A 24,825-nucleotide genomic window follows, 5' to 3' on the forward strand; every position below is an offset into this window, starting at 1 on the left:
CTAGAACTAGACGGGGTACCCCCAGGGTACGCCTGTGGTTGTACGGGCTGCGCTGGGCCTGGCGCCCCGCAATCGCAGGGCAACGCACCTACCGGCCGGTAGATTCCCAGCAGCGGGAGGTTTCGGGGCCTTTCAGCGGCTGAGCGCCGGCTCCGGCAGCTCGGCGAGGACGTCCTTGAGGTGCCGCTCGACCGCCGGCAGCGCCTCGGCGACCTCGAAGCCGCGCCCCAGCTCGCCGGCCAGCGAGGCGACGCCCGCGTCCCGGATTCCGCAGGGCACGATCTTGTCGAAGTAGGTCATGTCGGGGTCGCAGTTGAGGGCGAAGCCGTGCATGGTCACCCCGCGGGCGACCCGTACCCCGATCGCGGCGAGCTTGCGGTCGTCGCCGCGCTGGCCGGCGTTGGACGGCGCGTACTCCGGCCCGGCCAGCCGCGGGTCGATGCCCAGCGGCAGGCCCATCCGCAGGGTCAGCTTGCCGATGTCCACCACCGCGGCCGGGTCGACCACGGCGTCCGGGATGGTCCGGCCGAGCACCCAGACGCCGCTGCGGCCCTCGACCCGGCTGGTCGCGACGCCGAAGTCGGCGGCGGCGCGGATCAGCGCCTCCTCCAGCCGGCGGACGTAGGCGATGACGTCGATCGGGTCGGGCAGCTTGACGATCGGGTAGCCGACCAGCTGGCCGGGGCCGTGCCAGGTGATCTCCCCGCCCCGGTTGACCTCGACCACCGGGGTGCCGTCCAGCGGCAGGTCGGCCGGGTTGGTGCGCTTGCCCATGGTGTAGACGGGCGGGTGCTCCAGCAGCAGCACGGTGTCGGGGATCTCGTCCGCGACCCGCAGGGCGTGCAGGCGCTGCTGCTCCTCCCACGCCTCCTGATAGGGGACGACGCGCTCGCCTATGCCCATCCGCACGAACCGCACGTTCTCACTCATGCGCCCACCGCACTCCTTGCCAGGCGTTCGAGACCAACCTCGCCACTGTACGCCCACGCCCCGACGGGCCGTTCAGGCGCCCGAGAGCAGCTGCAGCCGCAGCGCCAGCTGCAGCTCCAGCGAGCGCTCGGGCTGGTTCCAGTCCGGTCCGAGCAGTGCCTCGACCCGGTCCAGCCGCTGCACCACCGTGTTCACGTGGACGTGCAGCGCGTCCTTGGCCCGGGTGAGGCTGCCGCCGCAGTCGAAGTAGGCGCGCAGGGTGCGGACCAGCTCGGTGCCGCGCCGGGCGTCGTAGGCGAGCAGCGGGCCGAGCGTCCTGCCGACGAAGCCGTCCACATCGTGGCCGTCGCCGAGCAGCACGCCCAGGAAGCCGAGCGCGCGGGCCGAGGCGCCCTCGCCGGCGCGGCCGAGCACCCGCAGGGCCCGCACGCAGCGCAGGCCCTCGGCGTACGAGGCGGCCAGCGCCGGAGGGCCGGCGGCCGGGCGGCCGGCGCCGACGGTGACGGGGAAGCCGGCCAGCCGGGCCAACCGCTCGGCGGCCTGCCGGGCGGTCCGGTCGGTTCCGTCGGGTCCGTCGGTCCCGGGGGTCCTGCTCGTCCTACCAGGCCCGTCGGTCCTACCAAGCCCGTCGGTCCTGCCGGTCCCGTCGGTCCTGCCGGTGCTACTGGTCCTACCGGTCCTACCGGTCCCGTCGGGCCTGCCCGTCCTGTCGGTCCCGTCCGTCCCGTCGGGGGCGGCCGCACCGTCGGGGTCGTCGGCGGTGCCCGCTTCGAGCGGCACCAGCAGCACCACCGCCTCGCCGTGCTCGGCGCCGAGGCCCCGGGAGCCGAACAGGTACCGCCGGGCGGCGGCCGCCAGTCGCCCCCGCCCGGCACCGTCGCCGTCCGCCGGCTCCGCGACCAGCACCAGGTGCGGCCGCGCGAGGTCGACCCCGAGCCGGCGGCCGCGCGCGGTGAGTCCGGCCGGGTCGCGCTCGGGGGCGGTGAGCAGGTCGGTGAGCAGCTCGCCGCGGACCCGGTTCTCGGTCTCCGCCACCGAGCGGCGCAGCAGCAGGAGCAGCGCGGTGACGACGCCGGCCCGCTCGAACAGCCGCCGGTCGGCGTCGTCGAGGTCGGGTCGGCCGCGCAGGACCAGGGCGCCGAGCGCGTCCTGCCCGGCCAGCACCGCGCACACCCACAGCTCGCCGTGCCGTACGGAGCGGCCCTCGGCCCGGGAGGCGGCCACCGCCCGGGCCAGCTCGGCGGCGGGCGCCGGCTTCCCGGCCAGCGGTTCGCCGTCGGCGTCCAGGACGGCTATCTCGCCGCCCAGCAGCTGGGCGACGGCGGCGGCGACGTCCGGCACCTCGGCGCCGCGCAGGACGAGGTCGGTGAGCCGGTCGTGCGCCTGCTCGGCGCGCTGGACGGCGGCGGAGTGGGCTCGGACCAGCTCGTTGGCGGTGTTCAGCTCGGCCAGCGCGGCCCGGGTGTCGGCCAGTGACTTGGCGGTGTCCAGGGCGATCGCGGCGTGCGCGGCCAGGGTGCAGAGCAGCGCCACCTCGTCGGGGGAGAAGGTGCGCGGCGAGCGGTCGGCGGCGAACAGCACCCCGATGACCCGCCCGCCGAGCAGCAGCGGCACGCCGATGATCGCCACCAGGCCCTCGTCCAGCACGCCCGCGTCGATCGTGCCGGTGTGGTGGAAGCGCTCGTCGGTGCGGTAGTCGGGGGTGGCGTAGGGGCGGGCGGTCTGCGCGACCAGCCCGCCCAGGCCGTCGCCGAGGCTGAGCCGCAGGGTCTGGAACAGTACGGAGACCGAGCCGTCGGTGACCCTCATGTAGGTGTCGCCCGCTGCGTCGTCCGGGAGGGTCAGGTACGCGGTGTCGGTGCCGAGCAGCATCCGGGCCCGGCGGACGATCGCCCGGAGCACCGTGTCCAGGTCGCGGGAGGCGGCCAGGTCCCCGGCGGTGTCGAACAGTGCGGTCAACTCGGCTTCGCGCCGCCGGTGTTGGCGCAGGGTCCGGTGCACCCGAAGGGCCTGCCAGGTGGCGCCGTCGATCTCGGCGAGGACGGCCGGCGGCGCCCCCCGGCGGCGGGCGTCGGCCAGCACCTCGGCGAAGTCCTCGGTGGCGGCGCCGGTGGCGAGCAGGTCGAGCAGCCGCCGCAGCGCGGGTGCGGCGCTCTCGTCGGGGTGGTTCATGGTGCGGGCCGCCAATCGGCGTCGGTTCCGACGGTGCGAGGAGTCGCCGATGCTATCGGCTCAACCCCCGGGCCACGGTCGGCTTTCCGGTCGGGGCGCCGTCCGCCGGCCGCTCCTCGACCAGGGCGAGGTCCCGCCCCCTGGTCTCCCGCCCGCAGAGCACCGCCAGCACGGTGATCGCGGCCGCGAGGGCCACGTACACCGAGACGGGTGTGGCGTTGCCGTAGTCCTTGAGCAGCGCGGTGGCGATCAGCGGGGCGGGTGCCCCGGCGGCCACCGAGGCGAACTGGGCGCCGATCGAGGCGCCCGAGTACCGCAGCCGGGTCGCGAACAGCTCGGAGAAGAAGGCCGCCTGCGGCGCGTACATCGCGCTGTGGAAGACCAGTCCGACGGTCACCGCGAGCACCAGCGACCCGAACGACCGGGTGTCCACCATCCCGAAGAACACGAACGCCCATCCGCCGACCCCGGCCGCGCCGGCCAGGTACACGGGCTTGCGTCCGACCCGGTCCGACAACGCCCCGAACAGCGGGATCAGGGCGAACTGGACGGCCGAGGCGATCAGTACGGCGTTCAGCGCGCTCTGCTTGTCGAAATGCGCATGGCCGACGGCGTACGCGAGCACGAAGGTCGTCATGACGTAGTACGAGATGTTCTCCGCCATCCGCGCGCCCATGGCCACCAGCACCTCCCGCCAGTGGTGCTTCAACACCCCTGCCAGTGGGGTGGGTTCGGCCTTCGGCCGGTTCGCCAGCGCCTGCTGGAACAGCGGCGACTCGTCCACCGCCAGCCGGATCCACATCCCGACGCCCACCAGCAGCGCCGACAGCAGGAACGGCACCCGCCAGCCCCACGCCAGGAAGGCGCTGTCCGACTGCACCGCCGTCATCAACGACAGCACCCCGGCCGCCAGCAGGTTCCCCGCCGGTGCCCCGCCCTGGGGCCAGGACGCCCAGAAGCCCCGCCGCCGCTGGTCGCCGTGCTCCGACACCAGCAGCACCGCCCCGCCCCACTCCCCGCCGAGCGCGAACCCCTGGACCAGCCGCAGGGCCGTCAACATCACCGGCGCGGCCACCCCGACCGCCCCGTACGTCGGCAGCAGCCCGATCGCCGTGGTCGACCCGCCCATCAGCAGCAGGCTCACCACCAGCAGCCGCTTCCGCCCGACCCGGTCCCCGAAGTGCCCGAACACCAGGGCCCCGAGCGGCCGCGCGGCGAAGCCGATCGCATAGGTGAGGAACGACAGCAGCGTCCCCGTCAGCGGATCGCTGGTCGGGAAGAACACCTTCCCGAACACCAGCGCCGCCGCCGTTCCGTACAGGAAGTAGTCGTACCACTCGATCGTCGTGCCGATGAGGCTGGCGGCCACCACTCTCGGGAGGGAGCTGCTCGCCGCCGAACCACGTACAGGGGCTTTCATGGGTCACCACTTCCAGGTCGGGGGGACGGTGTCGCCACAGGGGAGGAACCGCGCGGCGCCGGGACGATGGGGCGGACCGCACCGCCCCGGGGGTGGTTGTGGCCGGCCACCCCGGGGGCGGAGAGGTCAGTGCGCCGTCCAGCCGCCGTCGACGGGCAGGCTGGCGCCGGTGATGCAGGAGGCGGGCGGGGTGCAGAGGTAGAGGGCGAGCGCGGCGATCTCGGCGGGCTGGATGAGCCGCTTGACGGCCGTGCGGTCGAGCATCACGCGGTCGACGACCTCCTCCTCGGGGATGCCGTGGGCGAGGGCCTGGGCGGCGATCTGCTTCTCCACCAGGGGGGTTCGCACGTAGGCCGGGTTGAGGCAGTTGCTGGTGACGCCGTGGGCGGCGCCTTCGAGGGCGACGGTCTTGCTGAGGCCCTCCAGCCCGTGCTTGGCCGTGACGTAGGCGGACTTGAAGGCGCTGGCGCGCAGCCCGTGGACGGAGGAGATGTTGACGATCCGGCCCCACCGCTGTGCGTACATGTGGGGAAGGGTGCGGCGCAGGATGCGGAACGGAGCCTCGACCATCACGCGTTGGATGAGGGTGAAGCGTTCGACCGGGAACTCGTGGACGGGTGCGACGTGTTGCAGACCGGCGTTGTTGACCACGATGTCGGCGTCGTCCGGCAGGGCGTCCACGGCCTCGGGATCGGCGAGGTCCGCGACGATCGCGCGTCCGCCGATCCGCTCCGCCAGCTCCCGGGCGGGGCCGGCCGCGAGGTCGACGACGTAGACCCGGGCGCCGGCCGCGGCGAAGGCCTCGGCGCAGGCCCGGCCGATGCCCGAGGCGGCGCCGGTCACCAGGGCGGTGCGGCCGTCGAGCGGGCGGGCAGTAGAGGTGTCCATGGCCGAGAACGGTAGGAATCCGGCGGTGCCGCTCCCATGTGGCGGGCCACCACAGCGGCCTGATCGACCATGGCGGAAACCGACATGACGACCGATCGACGGTTCGACCCCGGAAGGCCAAACCCGCCCTGACCTCGCTTCCCCACAATGGGCGCGGTTGCTTCACCCGTTCGGAGGATTGCTCGGTCAGATCCACCCATAGCGCCCGAATGCTCGCTACATTCACGCCGATTCCCGACAGGGGGCGCCGCCCCAGGCAGCCGAAGTGCTGGTAGAGCCCGGTGCGACGTCCGAGAGGTGTTGACTGACATGCCCCAACGGCCTGCAACCGACAGCCCGGCGTACGGACCGCTCGACCCGCTCGGCCAGCACCGAGGTCCGGTCGGCCGGACCCTTCCGGACGCCCCCGAAGCCCTGGCACCCACCGCCCTGACCGGCGACACGCTGACCACCGAGACGCTGACCACCGACGCCCCGGCCGCGGACGACCTGCGGCTGCCCGTGCAGGCCACGCCGAACCGGCACGAAGCCGCCCCCGCCCCGGCCCCCGCCGCCGCGGGCGGCCACTCCGGCCACTCCGGCCCGGCGCCGCAGAACGGCCAACTCGCCGCGCTGATCGAGGAGGCCGGCTTCTCGCACGCCGGCCTGGCCCGCCGGGTCGACCAACTCGGCCTGGAACACGGCCTCGACCTGCGCTACGACAAGACCTCGGTCACCCGCTGGCTGCGCGGTCAGCAGCCCCGCGGCGCCACCCCGGCACTGATCGCCGAGGTCTTCACGCGCCGCCTCGGCCGCCGCCTCACCGCCCAGGACCTCGGCCTGGACGCCTGCGCCCCGGTCTACGCGGGCCTGGAGTTCGCCGAGACCCCGCAGGAGGCGGTGGACATCGTGGCGAGCATGTGGCGCAAGGACAACGGCCCGCAGTCCGAGCTGCGCCGGATCGCCTTCACCCCGGCCGGTCTGGTCGTCCCCAGCCGGGACTGGCTGATCGGCCGCACCGACGAGCGCGTCGCCCGCGACGGTTCCACGCTGGCCCGCCCGGACGCCGCCACCGGGCCGCCGGGCAGCGCCCCCACCGCACCGGCGCAGGGCCCCGCGGGCACGCCCGGCGCCCCGAGCGCGAGCCCCGCGCGCGGCCAGGCCGCCGGCGCCACCGGCTCCCGCAGCACCGCCGGAACCACCGGCACCGCCGCCCCGATCGGCCGGGTGCCCACCCAGAGCCGGCGCCCGCCGACCGCCGTCGAGCCGCCGTACACCGACCCGACCCGCGAGGCGCGCCCCGCCCTGCGCGTCGGCCGCGGCGACATCGCCGCCATCCGTGCCGTCGGCGACCTCTTCCGCGCGCTCGACCACGCCTACGGCGGCGGCCACGCCCGCCAGGCGCTGGTCCGCTACCTGGAGAGCGAGGCCGAGCCGATGCTGCGCGGCCGCTACGGCGAGCAGATCGGCCGGGCCCTGTTCGGCGCGGTCGCCGACCTGACCCGGCTGGCCGGCTGGACGTCCTTCGACATCGCCGCGCACGGCCTCGCCCAGCGCTACTTCGTCCAGGCGCTGCGCCTCTCCCAGGCCGCCGGGGACCGCGCCCTCGGCGGCTACGTCCTGGTGACGATGAGCCAGCAGGCCGTCCACCTGGGCCACGGCCGGGAGGCCGTCCAGCTCGCCCGGGTCGCCCAGCAGGGCGTGGGCACCGCCGTCCCGCCGGTGGTCCAGTCGCTGATGCACGCCGCCGAGGCGCGCGGGCACGGCCTGCTGGGCGACGTCCGCTCCTGCACCACGGCGCTGGTACGGGCCGAGCGATCCCTCGCGGCGGCCCGCACGGGGGACGAACTGCCCTCCTGGGCGCGGTACTTCGACGAGGCGCAGCTCTCCGACGAGTTCGCCCACTGCTACCGCGACCTCCAGCAGTGGCGCACCTCCGCCCAGCACGCGGAGAAGTCGCTTCGGCTGCGCTCGCCCGCGTACGCGCGCAGCCGGATCTTCTGCCGGCTGGTGCTGGCCACCGCCCGGCTCGGCATGGGCGACCTCGACGAGGCCTGCACGATGGCCACCGACGCACTGCGCGCGGCGGGGGAGATGCGCTCGGCCCGCTCGCTGGAGTACGTCCGGGACTTCCACCGCCGCCTCACCCCGTACCGGGGCAGCCCGGTCGCCCGCGCCTTCGAGGAGACGGCCCGCCAGGCGGGGGTGATCTGACCGCCCGCCCGGCGGCACGGGCCACGGGACCGGGCCACCCGGTCACCCGCCTGGCCACGCGCCCGCCGCCCGACCGGCGGGCTGCGAAGGCCCGACCGCTCTCCGCCGCGGGCCCTGCGCTGCCGCCGCGTCCGCTTGCCGCCGCACCCGCGGCCACCGGCTGCGGCACCGACCCGCGCGGCCGGGCACGTGGCCGACCCGCGCCGCGGACCCGCGCCGGGCACGCCCGCGTGGCCGCTGCGCGCCGACGGGTGAGCACCCCGGGCCGCCGTCCGAGCCCGGCCGTCGCCTTCGGCGCGGCCCGGCCCCTCACGGCCGACCCCTCCGGACGGGCGGCTGCTGCTGCCCCCCGGACCACCGGACCGCCAGCCCACCGGTCCACCGGTCCACCGGCCCACCGGTCCACCGGCCGACCGGACCGCCGGGAGAGCGCGTCGAACGACGTCGCCGACGCGCACCCCGTCCAGGACGTCCGGCCCGCGCGAGCCCCGAGCCGGGCCGGCCCTCAGGCCGCCGCCTCGGCCTCCGGTGCCCCGGCCGGCAGCCCGAGGTCGCGCAGCACCGCCTCCGCCGCCCGCCGCCCCGAGACCAGCGCCCCCTGGGCGGTGCTGGTGTCCCGGTGGTCCCCGGCGACGTACAGCCCGGCGAGCAGCCGCACCGGCCGACGCGGGTTGTGCGGCGGCGGCATCGCGGGCAGCGCGTCCGGGACGTGCCGCACGCTGAGGAACTGCCAGCCGGTCGTCGAGGCGCCGTACAGCTCGGCGAGCCGGGCCCGGACGGCCGGTTCGAGTCCGGCCGGGCCGCCCGCGTCGAAGGAGCGCCGCCCGAGCACGGTACTGGCGATCAGCGACTGCCCACCCGGGGCGAAGGAGGGGTGCAGCTCGCTCAGCACCAGCGAGTGGGAGACCAGCGGCGGGTGGCCGTGGGGCCGGTCGGCGTCGATCAGCAGGACGGCCTCGCCCAGCGGGGCGCGGTCCGCCGCGTGGAAGAACGTGGTCACGGGGTGGAAGTCCGGCAGCCGCAGCCCGGGCAGCAGTTCGGCGGCGGAGCGGGCGTCGGTGGCGACGACGACGGCCTGGGCCCCGATCCGCCCGTGGCCGACGGTCTCCACGCCGTCGGCGCTGACCGAGGTGACCCGCACGCCGGTCCGCACGGTGCCGGCGGGCAGCGCGGCGGCCAACTGGGCCGGAACGGCGGTGATCCCGTCGGCGGGCAGACAGAGCCGTCCGCGGGCGTAGGAACGCAGCACCAGGTCGGCGATGCGGCTGCTGGTGCCCAGCGTCGGATCGCCGAGCAGCGCGCTGAGCAGCGGCCGCAGGAAGCCGTCCACGGTGCGCGGGGCGAGGCCGTGGCCGGTCAGCGCACGGGCGGTGGTGGTCTCCGGGCGGGCCAGCAGCCGGGCGGCGGGGGTGGTGGCGATCCTGCCGAGCCAGCTGCCGAGCCGGGCCTTGTCCAGCGGGCTGCCGAGCGGTGCCCGGGTCGCGGCCTGGCGGGCGGTGGTGAGCTGCGGGTCCCCGGTCCGGTAGCGGCGGCCGGCACTGTGCACCAGCACGCCTGGTGTGAGCGGGCGCAGGTCCAGGCGGTCGAGGTCGAGCGCCCGGCGCAGTTCGGGGTACGCGGTGTTCAGCAGGTGGCTGCCGTCGTCGAGCCGGAATCCGTCCAGCTCGCGCGTGGCCATCCGGCCGCCGACCCGGTCGGTGGCCTCCAGGACCTGAACGTCGAGGCCGCGTCCGGTGAGTGCGCGGGCGGCGGCCAGACCCGCGAGTCCGGCGCCGACCACGACGACGTCCGGGTCGGACGGTCGACGCGCGCGGCGGGTGAAGTCGTACGTGGGCACTGGCGTGCTCCCTCCCTGGTCCCGGGGCTCCGGCCGACGCAGGCAGCGGGGTGCCGGGACACGGTCCGTGGAAGGTGATGCCCAGTCAGTGTGAGCGTCAGACAAGCGGTACGGACCGGATGCGGGGGTCGAGCGGGGTTGTGCGGCACCGGTGGGGGGCGCGGTCACGGACAGTGCGCCGTGGCGGGCAGCTGACGGGGTCGGCGGGCGCGCACGGTCACCGGGGGCGTGCGACGCGCCCACCATGTGCTCCCGTGCGCCCCCTCCCGGAGCCCCGTCCGACCCCCGCCCGGCATATGCCCTCGGCCAGGGCGAACACCGGAGGGCGCCCACGCGTGACGCAGGAGTCGGCGGTAGGGAGGACCCAGAACCGGCCGTCAGAGTCCCCTGACTGACCGCCAGCGCCCCGCCCCGGATGCCGGAGCGGCCCGAGCCGGATGCCGGAGCGGCCCGAGCCGACCGTCGGAGCGCCCCGGCCCGGGCGCCGGAGCCCCCCGAGCCGGCCGCCAGGGCGCCCCGGCCCGGCCGTCAGAGCGCCGCCCGCACCGCCGAGTCCAGGTCCGGGTGCGTGAAGTGGAACCCGGCGTCCAGCAGCCGCCGTGGCACCACCCGGTGGCTGCCGACGACCTCGACCGCCAACTCCCCGAGCACCAGCTTGAGGACGGCCTCCGGCACCGGGAACGGGGTCGGCCGCCGCACCGCGCGCCCGATCGCCGCGGTCAGCTCGGCATTGGTCGCCGGCTCCGGCGCGGTGAGGTTGAAGGCGCCGGAGAGGTCCTCCCGGTCGATCAGGAACCGCAGCGCCGCGACCTCGTCGGCCAGCGAGATGTAGCTCCAGTACTGCCGCCCGCTGCCGAGCCGTCCGCCCAGGCCCAGCTTGAACAGCGGGAACAGCCGCCCGCCCGCTCCGCCGGCGGCGGACAGCACCATGCCGGTGCGCGGGTGCACGACCCGGATCCCGGCCCGCTCGGCCGGCCGCGCCGCCGCCTCCCACTCCAGGCACACCTCGGCCAGGAAGTCGTCCCCGGCGGGGGAGTCCTCGTCGATCACCCGGTCGCCGGTCTGCCCGTACCAGCCGACCGCGGAGGCGCTGACCAGCACCCGCGGCGGCTCCTTGAGCTCCGCCAGCGCGACGGCCAGGGTCTCGGTGCCGTACACCCGGCTCTCCCGGATCTCCCGCTTGTACGCCTCCGTCCACCGGCGGTCGCCGACCCCGGCGCCGGCCAGGTGGACCACCGCCTCGACCCCCGCGAGGCCGTCCCGCTCGACCTCGCCGAGCAGCGGGTTCCAGCCGATCGCCGTGGTGCCGTCGGGCTGGGGGCCCGTCCGGGAACGGCGCCGGACCAGCCGGACCACCTCATGGCCGTCCGCCAGCAGGGAGCGGACGAGTGCTGAACCGATCAATCCCGTGGAGCCCGTGACAGCGATGCGCATGGCCCCATCCTCGCAGCCCCCGCGGGCCCGTCACCCCCCGCACACGCCTCACTACCATGACGCGCATGTCTCAAGCCCCACATGATGATCTGATCATCCGACAGGCAAGGCTCGAGGACGACCTCGAGCTCGCGGCCCTCGACCGCGACTCCTGGTCCACGCTCTCCGACGTCTCCCCGGAGCCCCGCGCGGAGGCGTCCCTCTTCGACGAGCGGCACACCCCCGACCAGTACCTGGTCGCGCTGCTGGACGGCCGGATCGTCGGGTACGTCCGCCAGGTGCCGCCGACGCCGCTGGCCGCCAACCGGCACGTCCGGCAGATCCAGGGCCTCGCCGTCGCCGGCCCGGCGCGGGGGCGGGGCATCGGCCGGCGCCTGGTCGAGGCGGCCTGCGCGGCGGCCCGGGCCGGGGGCGCCCGCAAGATGAGCCTGCGGGTGCTCGGCTGGAACACCCCGGCCCGTCGGCTGTACGAGAGCTGCGGCTTCGTCGTCGAGGGCTCGCTGGCCGAGGAGTTCCTGATCGACGGCCGGTACGTGGACGACGTCTGGATGGCCCGCCGGCTGGCCGGCTGAGCGCCCTGCCCTGCCGCCCCGTCAGCGGGGCCGGTGGTGCGGAGTCGTGACGTACCCGCCCTGTCTGGAGCCGCATGCCGCCGGGTACCGTACGCCCGTGAGCAACTCGACGCCTCCCGGGTGGTACCCGGTCCCCGGTGCGGACGGCAGCCCCGGTCACGAACGTTGGTGGGACGGCAGCGCCTGGACCAGTGAGGTCCGGCCGCTCCAGGGCGGCGCCGGACAGCTCGCCGACGCCCCCACCGAGACGTGGCAGCCCCCGGCCCGGCAGCCCGGCTACGGATACCCGGCGCAGGGCGGCTCACCGGCTCCCGGCCCCGGTTACGGCTACCCGGGCCAGGGCGGCGGCCAGCACCCGGGCTACGGCGCCCAGCCGCCGGGCTACGGCGCCGCGGACACCGGCTACGGCTACCCCGGCCACGCCGACTACCCCGGCCAGGAGGCCTACCAGGGCGGGGGCTACGGCTACCCGGGCCCCGGGTACCCGCCGTCGAGCCCGGCCGGGAACAGGACCGGTGTGATCATCGGCATCGCGGTCGGCGTGCTGGCCGTGGGCGGGCTCATCGCCGGGATCGTGCTGAACCAGGGCGGCGACCCGAAGGCCGGTCCGACGCCCGGCCCCACCGTTTCGGTCAGCCAGAGCGACAGCCCCGCGCCGACCCCCTCCCCGACCAGCAGCACGCCCACCGTCGCGCCGCCCAAGCCCGTCCCGGTGGTGAAGAGCACCGTCCCGGACCCCCAGCACGCGATCACCGTCCCGGTGTTCGACGGCTGGGACGTCACGCCCAACCCCGTGCACTCCACGGTCTTCCTCGGCAGCGGCCGCTACACCTGCCCGGACGGCAACGCCTGCATCCGCGGCCAGTTCTCGATCGAGAAGGACACCGTCCAGGGTTCCTCGCCCAAGGCGGCCGCCGACGCCGCCATGGCGGCCTACGCCGGCGGGATCTTCAGCGGGATCACCTCGCACACCGACTCCGGCTCCGACTACGTCACCGTCGCCGGTGTGCTCGGCTACGCCACCCGCTGGCACGTCCGCACCTCGGACGGCACCCAGGGCTACGTCGTGCTGGCGGCCGTCCCGGCCAAGGGCGGCGGCTACGTGGTCTTCGAGGGCGGCGTGGACGACGACCCGGCCGCACCGGACGCCTCGGTGCTGGACCAGATCCTCAAGGGCATCAAGCAGGACAGCAGCTCCGGCAGCAGCACCTGATCCGCCGCGCCGGAGCCGCCGCCGAGCCGGGCGGGCGCCCTCAGTCCCCGTACCGCTCCCAGAGCTTGGGGAAGCGTTTCGCCATGACGTCCGGGTCGTCGAAGTCCAGCGGCGCTCCGGACGGCCGCCCGGCCTGCGGCTCGCCCACCTCGGGCAGCGGCAGTCCGGTCAGCTGCTCGTACGCCTCGTCGGCCGCGTAGCCGAGGTCCTCGGCCTCGCCGTCCTCCTCCTCGTCGAACTCGGGCAGCAGGTCCGCCAGATCGTCCGGTTCGGCCAGCCCGCCCTCGAACACCTCCCGGCCCTGGCCGATCAACCAGCAGCGGAAGTAGTCGAAGGTGTCCTCGGAGGCGCCGTCCAGCAGGAGGTACGCCGCACCCCAGAGGTCGTAGCGGTAGGCGCGCTGGAACCGGGCCTCGAACAGCCGGGCGAAGTCGATCACGTCGTCCGGGGTGAGCCGGACCAGGTGTTCCACCAGCCGGTCCGCCTGCTCGTCGGGATCGCCCTCGGCGGCCTCCCGGGTCTCGTCGATGATCTGCCAGAAGTCGGTCTCGTCAATCACGGCTCCAGCATCCCCGTTCGGCGGCCTTCGTGCATGCCACGACCCGTTTCGAGCGGCCGGGAACGGCGGAACCCCGCGCCGTCCGGGGACGACGCGGGGTTCCGTACGACCGGGACGCAATCCCCTACAGGCCGAGCTCGACCTCGAACTCGCCGGCCTCCAGGATCTCCTTGACCGCGACCAGGTAGCGGGCGGCGTCGGCGCCGTCCACCAGGCGGTGGTCGTAGGAGAGCGACAGGTAGGTCATGTCGCGGATGCCGATGGCGGTGCCGCCGTCGGCCTCGATGACCACCGGGCGCTTGACGGTGGCGCCGATGCCCAGGATGGCGGCCTGGTTCGGCGGCACGATCACGGTGTCGAACAGCGCACCGCGCGAGCCGGTGTTGCTGATGGTGAAGGTGGCGCCGGACAGCTCGTCCGGGGTGATCTTGCTGTCGCGGACCTTGGCGGCCAGCTCGGCGGTCTTCTTCGAGATGCCGGCGATGTTGAGGTCGCCCGCACCCTTGATGACCGGGGTCATCAGGCCCTTCTCGGAGTCCACCGCGATACCGATGTTCTCGGTGTCGAAGTAGGTGATGGTGCCCTCGGCGTCGTTGATCCGGGCGTTGATGACCGCGTGGACCTTCAGCGCCTGGGCGGCGGCCTTGACGAAGAACGGCATCGGGGAGAGCTTGACGCCCTCGCGGGCGAGGAAGCCGTCCTTGGCCTTGGCGCGCAGCGACATGATCTTGGTGACGTCCACCTCGACCACGCTGGTCAGCTGGGCCTGCTCGTGCAGGGCCTTCATCATGTTGTCGCCGATGACCTTGCGCATGCGGGTCATCTTGACCGTCTGGCCACGCAGCGCGGACGGCGCGGCGGCGGCCTTCGGCGCGGCGGCCGGGGCGGCAGCGGCGGCGGGGGCCGCGGCCGGGGCGGCCTTGGCGGCCTCCGCGGCGGCGATGACGTCCTGCTTGCGGATGCGGCCGCCGACACCGGTGCCGGTGACGGAGGACAGCTCGACACCGTGCTCGGCGGCGAGCTTGCGCACCAGCGGGGTGACGTAGGCGTCACCGTTGTCGGCAGCCGGGGCAGCCGGAGCCGGAGCGGCGGCGGCCGGAGCCGGAGCAGCAGCGGGAGCCGCCGGAGCCGGAGCCGGAGCCGGAGCAGCGGCCGGGGCCGGGGCCGGAGCAGCCGGGGCCGGAGCCGGGGCAGCCGGGGCCGGGGCGGCCGCAGCCGGAGCGGGGGCCGGAGCAGCAGCCGGCGCCGGAGCGGCAGCCGCAGCACCCGGGGCGCCGATCAGCGCGAGCTGGGCGCCGACCTCGGCGGTCTCGTCCTCGCCGACCAGGATCTTGACGACGACACCGGCGACGGGCGACGGGATCTCGGTGTCGACCTTGTCCGTCGACACCTCCAGCAGCGGCTCGTCGACCTCGACGGTCTCACCCTCGGCCTTCAGCCAGCGGGTGACGGTCCCCTCGGTGACGGACTCGCCCAGCGCGGGCAGCAGCACCGGGGTGGCGTCGCCCGCCGGAGCGGCCGGAGCGTCCTGGGCAGCCGGCGCGGCGGCCGGAGCCGGGGCGGCAGCCGGGGCCTCGGCGGCCGGAGCCGGAGCGGCCGGGGCGGCGGCCGGAGCCGGCGCGGCCTCGGCGGCGGGGGCCGGGGCGGCAGCGGCGGCCTCGGAGCCGTCCTGGATGATCGCCAGCTCGGCGCCCACCTCGACCGTCTCGTCCTCGGCGACCTTGATCGAGGCCAGGATGCCGGAGGCGGGAGCCGGGATCTCGGTGTCGACCTTGTCGGTCGACACCTCCAGCAGCGGCTCGTCGACCTCGACACGCTCACCCTCGGCCTTCAGCCAGCGGGTGACGGTGCCCTCGGAAACGCTCTCGCCCAGCGCGGGCAGTGTTACTGAGACCGCCATGGTTTCAGCGACTCCTATCAAGTCTTGCGTACGGGAAGTACTGGAAACAGGGGGGTGGTGGGCGCGATCAGTCGTGCGCGTGCAGCGGCTTGCCGGCCAGCGCCAGGTGCGCCTCGCCCAGGGCCTCGGACTGGGTCGGGTGCGCGTGGATCAGCTGCGCGACCTCGGCCGGCAGGGCCTCCCAGTTGTAGATCAGCTGGGCTTCGCCGACCTGCTCGCCCATGCGGGCGCCGACCATGTGGACGCCGACCACGGCGCCGTCCTTGACCTGGACGAGCTTGATCTCGCCGGCGGTCTTCAGGATCTTGCTCTTGCCGTTGCCGGCCAGGTTGTACTTGAGGGTGACGACCTTCTCCTTGCCGTACAGCTCGACGGCCTTGGCCTCGGAGATGCCGACGGAGGCCACCTCGGGGTTGGAGTAGGTCACCCGCGGAACGCCGTCGTAGTCGATCGGCACCGGCTTGAGGCCGGCCAGGCGCTCGGCGACGAGGATGCCCTCGGCGAAGCCGACGTGGGCGAGCTGGAGGGTCGGGACGAGGTCGCCGACGGCCGAGATGGTGGGCACGTTGGTGCGCATGTACTCGTCGACCAGGACGTAGCCGCGGTCCATCGCGACGCCGTTCTCCTCGTAGCCGAGGCCGGCCGAGACCGGGCCGCGGCCGATGGCGACGAGCAGCAGGTCGGCGTCGATCTGCTTGCCGTTCTCGGTGGAGACGCGGACACCGCTCTCGGTGTACTCGACGCCGGAGAAGCGGGCCTTCAGCTCGAACTTGATGCCGCGCTTGCGGAACGCGCGCTCCAGCAGCTTGGAGGAGTTCTCGTCCTCGAGCGGGACGAGGTGCGGCAGCGCCTCGACGATGGTGACGTCGACGCCGAAGGACTTCCAGACCGAGGCGAACTCGACGCCGATGACGCCGCCGCCCAGGATGACGGCCGACTTCGGGATGCGGTCGAGCTTCAGGGCGTGGTCGGAGGAGATCACGCGGTTGCCGTCGATCTCCAGGCCCGGGATCGAACGCGGCACGGAACCGGTGGCCAGCACGATGTGGCGGCCTTCGATGCGCTGGCCGTTGACGTCGACCGAGGTTTGCGAGGAGAGCTTGCCCTCGCCCTGGACGAAGGTGACCTTGCGGGACGCCACCAGGCCCTGGAGGCCCTTGTACAGGCCGGCGATGACGTCGTCCTTGTACTTGTGGACGCCGTTGATGTCGATGCCCTGGAAGGTGGCCAGCACGCCGAACTCGGCGGCCTCCTTCGTCTCGTCCGCGATCTCGGCGGCGTGCAGCAGCGCCTTGGTCGGGATGCAGCCGCGGTGCAGGCAGGTGCCGCCCAGCTCACCCTTCTCGACCAGGGCGACGCTCAGACCCAGCTGAGCGGCGCGGAGCGCCGCGGCGTAACCGCCGCTTCCGCCTCCGAGAATGACTACGTCGAAAACGGTGCTGGCGTCGTTCGCCACGTCACGTCCTCCATGCAATGGGGTGGGTCGCCGGGCCGGTCGCGGTCCGGTGGGTCGGAAGCCTTTGTGGGGCGCCCAGTCGTGCCGGAAATACATCTTCGCACTTGTTCGCGGTGGCTGATGTCCGGGCCCACCCCAGGGGTGTCCCACGAAGCGGTCACCGGGGCGGGAAGACCCCCGACGGAAGGGCATCATCGCAGCTCAACGCGGTATTGACAGCCGCCGGACGGGCGTCTTCCGGGGCGCTTCCCGCGGCCGCTTCCGCACTGCGGAACAAAGTTTCGCCCGTGGCGAACAGAGGTGCGCCCGGGCGTCCGGCCCTACTTCCGGGTAACCGCGCCGGGAACGCCGACGGGGCCCGGCGCACAGGCGCCGGGCCCCGTCGAGTCGGGGAGACCGTCGGATCAGGCCTTGCCGTCGGCCGCCGTCTGCTCGGCGAACCGGAGCAGGGTGCGCACCGCGCTCGCGGTGCCGCCCTTCGGGGTGTAGCCGAACGGCGCGCCCTCGTGGAACGCCGGACCGGCGATGTCCAGGTGCGCCCAGTCGATGCCCTCGGCCACGAACTCCTTCAGGAACAGCCCGGCCACCAGGCCGCCGCCCATCCGCTCGCCCATGTTGGCCAGGTCGGCGATGGTCGACTCGGTGAAGCCCTTGCGCAGCTCCGCCGGCAGCGGCATCGGCCAGGACTGCTCGCCCACCTCGCCCGCGAGGGCGTGCAGGTTGTTGCGCAACTCGTCGTTGTCGGACATCACGCCGAAGGTGCGGGTGCCCAGCGCCAGCACCATGGCGCCGGTGAGGGTCGCCACGTCGATGATGACGTCCGGGTTCTCCTCGCCGGCCCGCACGATCGCGTCGGCCAGCACCAGCCGGCCCTCGGCGTCGGTGTTCAGCACCTCGACGGTCTTGCCGCCGTAGATGCGCAGCACGTCGCCCGGGCGGACGGCGGAGCCGGAGGGCATGTTCTCGGCCAGCGCCAGCCAGCCGGTGATGTTGACGGCCAGGCCCAGGCGCTTGGCGGCCACCACGGTGGCGAACACGGCGGCGGCGCCGGCCATGTCGCACTTCATCGTCTCGTTGTGGCCGGCCGGCTTCAGCGAGATGCCGCCCGAGTCGTAGGTGATGCCCTTGCCGACGAACGCCAGCGTGGCCTTCGCCTTGGGGTGGGTGTAGGCCACCCTCACCAGCCGCGGCGGGTTCTCCGAGCCGCCGCCGACGCCCAGCAGGCCGCCGAAGCCGCCCTTGGTCAGCGCCTTCTCGTCCAGCACCTCGACCTTGAGGCCGTGCTCCTTGCCGGCCGCCTGGGCGATCGCGGCGAAGCTCTTCGGGGTCAGGTCGTTCGGCGCGGTGTTGACCAGGTCGCGGGCGCGGTTCATCTCCTCGCCGATCGCGGCGGCGCGCTCCACGGCGGCCTTGGCGTCCTTGCTGCCCTTGCGGGCGGTCAGCACGACCAGCTCGCCGACCGGCGCCTTGCCGTTGCCGTCGGCCTTGTACGTGCCGAAGGAGTACGAGCCGAGCAGGCCGCCCAGCGCCACCGCCTCGACCTCGGCCGCGGACTCGCCCGGCAGGGCCAGGGCGGCCTTCTTGACGCCGGCCAGCGCACGGGCGGCGACACCGGCGGCGCGGCGCAGCGCCTCCAGCCGGTAACCGTCCTCGGCGGCCTCGCCGAGACCGACCGCGAGCACGAGCGGGGCCTTCAGGCCGGCGGGGGAGGGCACCTTGACGGCCTCGCCCTCGGCGCCGGACGCGCCCAGGGTGCCGAGGACCTCGGCCAGCTTGCCCTCGAACGCCTCGTTCACGATCTCGGCGCCCGGAGCGAGCACGACGCCCTTCGGGCCCTTCGCGACACCGACCACCAGCGCGTCCGCGCGCAGCGAGGCGGCGGAGGAGGTGCTCACAGACAATGCAGTCACGTCATGCGTCCTGTTCTTTCGCGTTCCACGGCCGGTCGCGGCGTGACTGCCGAACCGGCGCAGCCCGTCCTGGCAGGCCGTCCGCCGGCGGGCAGGCGGGTCCGGGCCCCCTGGTGTGCGCATCCGCCGTCCACGGCCGCGCACACCAGAGGCCCCGGCTCCTCGTTGCGCCGGGCGGGCAGGTCCTGCCACGGTGCAGGGCTGCGGTGCTTCACGCATGGTAGTCCGCATGCTGGGATCACGCGCCGCCCGGTGTCAGCCGAGCAACGCCAGGGCGAACAGCGTGCCGCCGGCGGCCGTCTCCGCCATCGCGCCGAGGACGTCGCCGGTGATTCCGCCGAACCGTCGGACGCACCGCCCGAGCAGCAGCCGGGCGCAGCCGACGCCGACCACAACCGCCAGCGGCAGGCGCAGGGCTGACCACCCGTCGGACAGCCCTGACACGGCGACGGCCAGGGCTCCGAGGGCCGTCCCGGCGGCGGCCCCGGCCGGTGACACGGTGCTCGCGACCATCGCCCCGAGCCCGCCGGGGCGGGCGGCCGGCACCGACCGCAGGCAGCCCCAGCCGAGCGCGCACCGGGCGGCCACCGCCGCGGCGAGCACCGCGAGCGCGCCGCGCGCCACCGAGTGCCCGAACTGTCCGGCCAGTGCGGCGACCTGGGCCAGCAGGACCAGCACCAGGGTCAGCACCCCGAACGGTCCGATGTCGGACTGCTTCATGATGCGCAGCGCCTCCTCGGCCGGTTTGCCGCTGCCCAGCCCGTCCGCGACGTCCGCCAGCCCGTCCAGGTGCAGCCCCCTGGTCAGCGCGGCGAGCACCGCGACCGCGGTCACCGCCCCGAGCGGTCCACCCGCCCGCCAGGCCACCAGCGCGCCGGCCCCGGCCGCGGCGGCGCCCAGCACGAGGCCCACCAGCGGAGCCGCCGTCATCGCCCGCGCGGCCGCCGCGCGGTCCCACCGCTCCACCCGCACCCGCAGCACCGACAGCGTCCCGAACGCGAACCGCAGCCCCTCGCCCCAGCCGGCTTCGTCGCCGCCGCCCGCCATCGCACCCGCTCCTCACCGCACCGAACCGAACCGCACCGCACCGCACGAACGAAAGTCCCCGCGCCCCGGGCGGGACGCGGGGACGACACCGTCGACGTCCTACAGCCTCCGGAGCAGGTCCGCCGCCGAAGGCAGCCTCGGCTGCTCCTTCGGCGCCGCCGGCGCGGACGGCTGCGGCACCTCGTCCGCCAGCGCGTCGCCCGCCGCCTGGAGCAGCGGCAGCGCCAGCACCGCGCCGACGCCCTCGCCCATGGTGATCCCCTGGTCCTGCAACGGCGTCAGGGTCAGCCGGTCGTAGGCCTTCGCCTGGGCCGGCTCGCCGCTGGACTGCCCGGCCCGCCACCACTCCGGCGCCCGGAAGGCGATCCGCTGGGCGACCAGCGCGCAGGCCGCCGAGACCACCCCGTCCAGCACCACCGGCAGCCGACGGACCGCGGCCTGCAACAGGAAACCGGTGATCGCCGCGAAGTCGGCCCCGCCGGTCGCACCGAGCAGGGCGATCTGGTCGCCCAGCACCGGCCGGGCCCGGCGCAGCGAGTCCCGGATGGTGGCGCACTTGATCATCCACACCCGGTCGTCGACACCAGAGCCGCGCCCGCAGACCGCGGCGGCGTCCGTCCCGCAGAGGGCGCCCACCAGCACGGCGGCCACCGTGGTGGAACCGACCCCGAGGTCGCCGAGCAGCACCAGGTCGGTGCCGGAGTCGGCCTCCTCGTCGGCCACGGCCATGCCCGCCCGGAAGGCCCGTACGGTCTCCTCGGCGGTGAGCGCGTTCTCGACGTCGATCCGGCCGGAGCCGCGTCGGATCCGGTGGCTCACCACCTCGTCCGGGAAGTCCGCCGGGTCGGTGTCCACGCCGACGTCGACCACCCGCACCCCGGCGCCGTAGCGCGCGGCCAGCCGGGCCACCGGCGCGGTGCCGTCGAGCACCGCCCGCACCCGGGCCGCGGTGCCGCCCCGGGCGGGCAGCCGGGAGACCCCGAGCGCCGCCACACCGTGGTCGGCCGCGAACAGCAGCACCTTCGGCGCGACCACCGGGCGCACCGGGGAACGCCCCTGCACGGAGGACAGCCAGCTGCCCAGCTCCTCCAACCTGCCGAGCCCGCCGCGCGGTCGGCCGGCCTCCTGCCACCGCTCCTCGGCGGCCCGCCGGGCGCTGTCGTCGGGGCGCTCGACGAGCGAGGAGAACGTATCGAGATCCACGGTCGTGTCCATCGTCGGGAAGGCTACACGCCGCGGGTGTTCAGGCTGCGGCTGGCTTGACGGTGACGACCTGCCCCGCCACCACCAGCAGCACCCGCTCCGAGGCGTCCGCCACGGCCATGTTGAGCCGGCCCAGGGTGTCGCGGAAACGCCGGCCCGCGGCGGTGGCCGGGACGACACCCATGCCGACCTCGTTGCTCACCGCGACGGCGGTGCGCGCGGTGGCCGCCCAGGCCGCCGCCAGCGCCTCGCAGCGGCGCCGCACCGCGGCCTCCCCGCCCTGCGCCCACGCCCGGTCGTCCCAGGCGTCGCACTCGTCCATCACCGAGGTCAGCCACAGCGCCAGACAGTCGATCAGCACCGGTGCCGGGTCGGTGGCGTCGGTGAGCACGGCCTCCAGGTCGCAGGTCTCGGCGGTGCGCCAGCTCGCCGGGCGCCGCTCCCGGTGCAGCTCGATCCGCTGGGCCCACTCGGCGTCACCGTCGCGGGTGCCTCCGGTCGCCACGTACAGGACGTCCGGCCGGTCGGCGAGCAGCTGCTCGGCGCGGGTGGACTTGCCGGAGCGCGCGCCGCCGAGCAGCAGCGTGCGGGGGAGGGGTGAGTGGGTCGCCATGCCGCCCATCCTGCCCGACCAGGCATAGGGAAGATCCCGGCGGGCAAGCTATGGTGCGCACCACACGAGGAGCGGGTGGCGGGAGGAGCCGGGCATGGTCTGGACGTGGCGGTACGAGAAGGCGGACGGCAGTGTGGTGACGCCGAGCGGCGGCCAGGAGGAGTTCGCCGGCCAGGGGGACGCCGAGACGTGGATCGGCGAGACCTGGAAGCAGCTCGTCGACGAGGGCGTGGACACCGCCGTCCTGCTGGAGGACGGGAGCAAGGTCTACGCGATGAGCCTGCACGAGGCCTGAGCCGCGCGGGGCGGGGGGCCGCTCCGGCGGCTACTTCGCCCCGATCAGGTGCAGCAGCGCCGCGACCTGCCGGTACGGGTCGGTGCGGGCGGCCCGGTCCTCGGCTTCGAGCAGCTGGGCCAGCTGCCGCCCGTCCACCGGCGGGGCCGCGTCGTCGGGCGCGTTGTCGGTGAAGACCCGCACGCCGTACCAGTGCCTGAGCGGCACCGACACCTCGGAGAGGGTGACGGACAGGTCGGCGAGCCGGTCGGCGCGCGCGGCCAGCCCGAGCCGGTTGTAGTAGCGGTCGCTCTCGAAGGCGTGCAGGGCGGCCCGCCAGTCCCCGGCGGCCGCCGGCCGCAGCGCCAGCGCGTCGCGGTTGCGGACCAGCAGCGAGAGCAGACCGCCGGGCGCCAGCAGCCGGGCCAGCGAGGCGATCATCGGGTCCGGGTCGGGCAGGTACATCAGGACGCCGTGGCAGAGCACCACGTCGAAGCTGCGCGGGCCGAACCAGCGCCCGCACTGGTGCCCGTCACCGCTGAGCAGCTGGAGCCGGCCGCGGACCTCGGGCGGTTCCTCGGCGAGGGCCCCCTGGGCGACGCCGAGCGCGACCGGGTCGGAGTCGATCCCGGTGACGTAGTGGCCGGCCCTGGCCAGCCGCAGGGCCTGGGTGCCCTGGCCGCAGCCGATGTCGAGGACGCGCTGCGCGGTACGGCCGGCCAACTGCTCGGCGAGCTGCCGGGAGACGAGCTCCTGGCGCACGAAGTTGCGCAGTCCGCCGAGCCGCTCCAGCCAGGCGCCGGTCCCGCCGGCGAAGGAGCCGCTGCGCGAGGGCAGTCGCCGCTCCTGCCCGAGCCGGTCGTGGCCGCCGTCCCCCTGCCCGGGCAGCGCGTACAGGCCGGGCCCCTCCCAGGAGGGCGGGGCCCAGCCGGAGTCCACCGGTTCGGCGGTCAGGGCTTCTCCCCGCGCCGCACCTGCGGCTTGGGCAGGCGCAGCCGGCGCATCTGCAGGGTGCGCATGATGCCGTAGGCAACGGCGCCGCGGGTGTTCTCCCCGGGGAAGCGCTCGCCCAGCTGCTTGCGCAGGCCGAAGCCGAGGCGGACGAAGTCCAGCACCACCACGACGAAGAAGAGCAGGAACAGCAGGGTGGAGAGCAGCTGGATCGCCTGCACCTTGACGATGCTCAGGACCAGGATGACCACGGCGGCGGGCAGGAAGAACTCGGCCAGCGACCAGCGGGAGTCCACGTAGTCACGGGCGAACCTGCGCACCGGGCCCTTGTCGCGGGCCGGCAGGTGGCGCTCGTCGCCCTCCATGAGGGCCTGGCGCTGCTTCTCGCGCTCGACCCGCATCCGGTCGCGCGCCTGGCGGGCGGCCTCCTTGCGGTCCTTGGGCACCGTCACCCGGGTACGCCGGTTGGCCTCGGCCTCACTGCGCTTGGGGGTGGGGCGGCCCTTCTTGGCCTGCGGGTGACGGGCCTGGGTCGTCTCGTCCTGCTTCTCCAGCACGGTGGCGGAGGCGGCGGCATCATCTGAACGGCGTCGGAACACACCCCCAGCGTACGGGGTGAGCGGGCACGACCACGGCTCCCCTCGGACCCAAACGCGTATCGATCCTCCGGTCCGGTTCCGACCCGGGTGTCCCGGGCCCTTCCCGTAGGGGATCAATCGGATGGAGTATGGGGAGGATGAGAGGCGGATCCACCCGGGGGATGAGGAACTGCCACTGGTCGCTGTAGCAGTCTTGTTGCAGGCAGGTGCACTGCGGCGACGGGCTCGCTGCACATACACTCGTCGTGTCTGGTAACGAGATCAAAACCGCAGGCCGGAGAAGGGGGCACCCGAGGCCCATGAGCGACGGAATCATGAAGCGTATGGGGCTGATCTTCCGCTCCAAGGCGAACAAGGCCTTGGATCGGGCGGAGGATCCCCGTGAGACGCTCGACTACTCCTACCAGAAGCAGCTCGAACTGCTGCAGAAGGTACGGCGTGGTGTCGCGGACGTCGCGACCTCGCGCAAGCGCCTGGAACTCCAGCTGACCCAGCTCCAGCAGCAGTCCGCCAAGTACGAGGACCAGGGCCGCAAGGCGCTGTCCCTCGGCCGCGAGGACCTCGCGCGCGAGGCGCTGACCCGCAAGGCCAACATGCAGTCCCAGATCACCGACCTGGAGACGCAGTACCAGCAGCTGCAGGCCGAGGAGGAGAAGCTCACCCTCGCCTCCCAGCGGCTGCAGGCCAAGGTCGACGCCTTCCGCACCAAGAAGGAGACCATCAAGGCCACCTACACCGCGGCGCAGGCGCAGACCCGCATCGCCGAGTCCTTCTCCGGCATCTCGGAGGAGATGGGCGACGTCGGCCTGGCCATCCAGCGCGCCGAGGACAAGACCGCCCAGATGCAGGCCCGGGCCGGTGCGATCGACGAGCTGCTGGCCTCCGGGGCGCTCGACGACGCGAGCGGCCTCGGCCGCAAGGACGACATCGAGGCCGAGCTGGAGCGGGTGGCCGGCGGCTCCGACGTCGAGCTGGAGCTCGCCCGCATGAAGGCCGAGCTGTCCGGCGGCTCCTCCTCCGGCCCGGCGGCCATCGAGCAGGGGCAGCCGCAGCAGCAGTCCCAGCCCCAGCAGCAGTCGCAGGACACCCCCCGCATCAACTACAACAAGTGAGCTCGGCTCGACCCCACGAATCAGGGAGACGCACGGCATGATCATGAGGGTCATGGGTGAGGGGCAGTTCGAGGTGGGCGAGGACCACCTGAACCTGCTCAACCAGCTCGATGACGAGCTGCTCACCGCAGTGGAGTCGGGCGACGAGGAGAACTTCCGCCAGGCCTACGGCAAGCTGCTCGACGCGGTGATGCGGTACGGCACCCGGCTGCCCGACGACGCCCTGGAGCCGTCCGACCTGATCCTGCCGAGTTCCGAGGCGACGATCAGCGAGGTCCGCGAACTGCTGCTGTCCGAGGGCGAGGGCGTGATCCCGGGGTTCCCCGAGTACGACTAGCCGCTCCGGCTGTTGCCAGACGAAAGGGCGGGCCCCCTCCGGTGGGAGGGGGCCCGCCGTGCTGCTGCTCGCCCGCTCGCCTCCGGAGCGCTCTTGTCCGGTGCCGACGGTCGGCGCTCCAAGACCTTCGTTCCTCAGGTCTCCTCGCTTCTCCCTTTCGGCACCGGCGCGCCCCTTCGGCTCGGGGCGGGGTCGCCCGCTCGCC

21 protein-coding genes are annotated in these 24,825 nt (G+C 74.4%); 6 read left to right on the forward strand and 15 right to left on the reverse strand.

From position 1 onward, the window contains the following. Positions 1 to 132 precede the first annotated feature (132 nt). From lipB to ABT247_RS06630, 4 genes are all read right to left on the reverse strand, one after another. Complete coding sequence (gene lipB / locus ABT247_RS06615; RefSeq protein ID WP_350738945.1) at positions 133 to 930, reverse strand: lipoyl(octanoyl) transferase LipB; 798 nt, start codon at positions 928 to 930, stop codon at positions 133 to 135. A 72-nt stretch (positions 931 to 1,002) separates the two neighbouring features. Then, positions 1,003 to 3,102: a helix-turn-helix domain-containing protein gene (locus ABT247_RS06620; RefSeq protein WP_350738948.1), complete on the reverse strand. Its 2,100-nt coding sequence runs from the start codon at positions 3,100 to 3,102 to the stop codon at positions 1,003 to 1,005. Positions 3,103 to 3,154: 52 nt separating this feature from the next. Further along, positions 3,155 to 4,522, reverse strand: a complete 1,368-nt coding sequence (locus ABT247_RS06625) for an MFS transporter (RefSeq protein WP_350738951.1) — start codon at positions 4,520 to 4,522, stop codon at positions 3,155 to 3,157. Between the two features lie 126 nt (positions 4,523 to 4,648). Beyond that, complete coding sequence (locus ABT247_RS06630; RefSeq protein ID WP_350738953.1) at positions 4,649 to 5,410, reverse strand: 3-hydroxybutyrate dehydrogenase; 762 nt, start codon at positions 5,408 to 5,410, stop codon at positions 4,649 to 4,651. Between the two features lie 309 nt (positions 5,411 to 5,719). On the opposite strand from ABT247_RS06630, the gene ABT247_RS06635 reads away from it, so the two are divergent. Further along, positions 5,720 to 7,603, forward strand: a complete 1,884-nt coding sequence (locus ABT247_RS06635) for an NsdA family TPR-like regulatory protein (protein ID WP_350738954.1) — start codon at positions 5,720 to 5,722, stop codon at positions 7,601 to 7,603. 505 nt (positions 7,604 to 8,108) lie between these two features. Here ABT247_RS06635 and ABT247_RS06640 read toward each other — a convergent pair. Together ABT247_RS06640 and ABT247_RS06645 are read right to left on the reverse strand one after the other, a co-directional pair. Continuing rightward, on the reverse strand, positions 8,109 to 9,440 hold the full coding sequence (locus ABT247_RS06640) for an NAD(P)/FAD-dependent oxidoreductase (protein ID WP_350738956.1): 1,332 nt from the start codon (positions 9,438 to 9,440) through the stop codon (positions 8,109 to 8,111). A 528-nt stretch (positions 9,441 to 9,968) separates the two neighbouring features. Next, positions 9,969 to 10,874 carry a TIGR01777 family oxidoreductase gene (locus ABT247_RS06645; protein WP_350738958.1) on the reverse strand — a complete coding sequence of 302 codons (906 nt, stop codon included), beginning with the start codon at positions 10,872 to 10,874 and terminating at the stop codon, positions 9,969 to 9,971. Positions 10,875 to 10,939: 65 nt separating this feature from the next. Between ABT247_RS06645 and ABT247_RS06650 the strand changes: the two genes are divergently transcribed. After that, positions 10,940 to 11,446 (forward strand): GNAT family N-acetyltransferase, encoded by a 507-nt coding sequence (locus ABT247_RS06650; protein WP_350738961.1) that lies wholly within the window; start codon positions 10,940 to 10,942, stop codon positions 11,444 to 11,446. Positions 11,447 to 11,543: 97 nt separating this feature from the next. Then, positions 11,544 to 12,659 (forward strand): DUF2510 domain-containing protein, encoded by a 1,116-nt coding sequence (locus ABT247_RS06655; protein ID WP_350738964.1) that lies wholly within the window; start codon positions 11,544 to 11,546, stop codon positions 12,657 to 12,659. A gap of 40 nt (positions 12,660 to 12,699) precedes the next feature. On the opposite strand, the gene ABT247_RS06660 is transcribed toward ABT247_RS06655, so the two are convergent. From ABT247_RS06660 to cobU, 7 genes are all read right to left on the reverse strand, one after another. Continuing rightward, positions 12,700 to 13,215 carry a DUF4240 domain-containing protein gene (locus ABT247_RS06660; protein ID WP_350738994.1) on the reverse strand — a complete coding sequence of 172 codons (516 nt, stop codon included), beginning with the start codon at positions 13,213 to 13,215 and terminating at the stop codon, positions 12,700 to 12,702. A 127-nt stretch (positions 13,216 to 13,342) separates the two neighbouring features. Next, positions 13,343 to 15,118: a 2-oxoglutarate dehydrogenase, E2 component, dihydrolipoamide succinyltransferase gene (sucB, locus tag ABT247_RS06665; RefSeq protein WP_350738967.1), complete on the reverse strand. Its 1,776-nt coding sequence runs from the start codon at positions 15,116 to 15,118 to the stop codon at positions 13,343 to 13,345. Positions 15,119 to 15,185: 67 nt separating this feature from the next. Then, positions 15,186 to 16,574, reverse strand: coding sequence for a dihydrolipoyl dehydrogenase (lpdA, locus tag ABT247_RS06670; RefSeq protein ID WP_502892395.1), 1,389 nt, complete (start codon positions 16,572 to 16,574; stop codon positions 15,186 to 15,188). 404 nt (positions 16,575 to 16,978) lie between these two features. Next, positions 16,979 to 18,484, reverse strand: a complete 1,506-nt coding sequence (locus ABT247_RS06675) for a leucyl aminopeptidase (protein ID WP_350738973.1) — start codon at positions 18,482 to 18,484, stop codon at positions 16,979 to 16,981. A gap of 255 nt (positions 18,485 to 18,739) precedes the next feature. Further along, positions 18,740 to 19,531, reverse strand: coding sequence for an adenosylcobinamide-GDP ribazoletransferase (locus tag ABT247_RS06680; protein WP_350738975.1), 792 nt, complete (start codon positions 19,529 to 19,531; stop codon positions 18,740 to 18,742). Between the two features lie 99 nt (positions 19,532 to 19,630). Beyond that, on the reverse strand, positions 19,631 to 20,746 hold the full coding sequence (locus ABT247_RS06685; RefSeq protein WP_350738978.1) for a nicotinate-nucleotide--dimethylbenzimidazole phosphoribosyltransferase: 1,116 nt from the start codon (positions 20,744 to 20,746) through the stop codon (positions 19,631 to 19,633). A 28-nt stretch (positions 20,747 to 20,774) separates the two neighbouring features. Continuing rightward, positions 20,775 to 21,347 carry a bifunctional adenosylcobinamide kinase/adenosylcobinamide-phosphate guanylyltransferase gene (cobU, locus tag ABT247_RS06690; RefSeq protein WP_392896747.1) on the reverse strand — a complete coding sequence of 191 codons (573 nt, stop codon included), beginning with the start codon at positions 21,345 to 21,347 and terminating at the stop codon, positions 20,775 to 20,777. Positions 21,348 to 21,441: 94 nt separating this feature from the next. Between cobU and ABT247_RS06695 the strand changes: the two genes are divergently transcribed. Next, positions 21,442 to 21,642 carry a hypothetical protein gene (locus ABT247_RS06695; protein ID WP_350738980.1) on the forward strand — a complete coding sequence of 67 codons (201 nt, stop codon included), beginning with the start codon at positions 21,442 to 21,444 and terminating at the stop codon, positions 21,640 to 21,642. Positions 21,643 to 21,672: 30 nt separating this feature from the next. Here the strand turns inward: ABT247_RS06695 and ABT247_RS06700 are convergent, their stop codons facing one another. Together ABT247_RS06700 and ABT247_RS06705 are read right to left on the reverse strand one after the other, a co-directional pair. Beyond that, positions 21,673 to 22,383, reverse strand: coding sequence for a methyltransferase domain-containing protein (locus tag ABT247_RS06700; protein ID WP_350738997.1), 711 nt, complete (start codon positions 22,381 to 22,383; stop codon positions 21,673 to 21,675). A 188-nt stretch (positions 22,384 to 22,571) separates the two neighbouring features. Further along, complete coding sequence (locus ABT247_RS06705) at positions 22,572 to 23,171, reverse strand: DUF3043 domain-containing protein (protein WP_350738983.1); 600 nt, start codon at positions 23,169 to 23,171, stop codon at positions 22,572 to 22,574. A 299-nt stretch (positions 23,172 to 23,470) separates the two neighbouring features. Here ABT247_RS06705 and ABT247_RS06710 point away from each other — a divergent pair, with 299 nt between their 5' ends. Together ABT247_RS06710 and pspAA are read left to right on the forward strand one after the other, a co-directional pair. Then, positions 23,471 to 24,283, forward strand: coding sequence for a PspA/IM30 family protein (locus ABT247_RS06710; RefSeq protein ID WP_350738985.1), 813 nt, complete (start codon positions 23,471 to 23,473; stop codon positions 24,281 to 24,283). Positions 24,284 to 24,320: 37 nt separating this feature from the next. Beyond that, on the forward strand, positions 24,321 to 24,620 hold the full coding sequence (gene pspAA / locus ABT247_RS06715) for a PspA-associated protein PspAA (protein WP_350738988.1): 300 nt from the start codon (positions 24,321 to 24,323) through the stop codon (positions 24,618 to 24,620). Positions 24,621 to 24,825: the final 205 nt, after the last annotated feature.

Origin of the sequence: Kitasatospora sp. NPDC001539 (genome assembly GCF_040298565.1) — a bacterium.
Lineage (GTDB): Bacteria > Actinomycetota > Actinomycetes > Streptomycetales > Streptomycetaceae > Kitasatospora.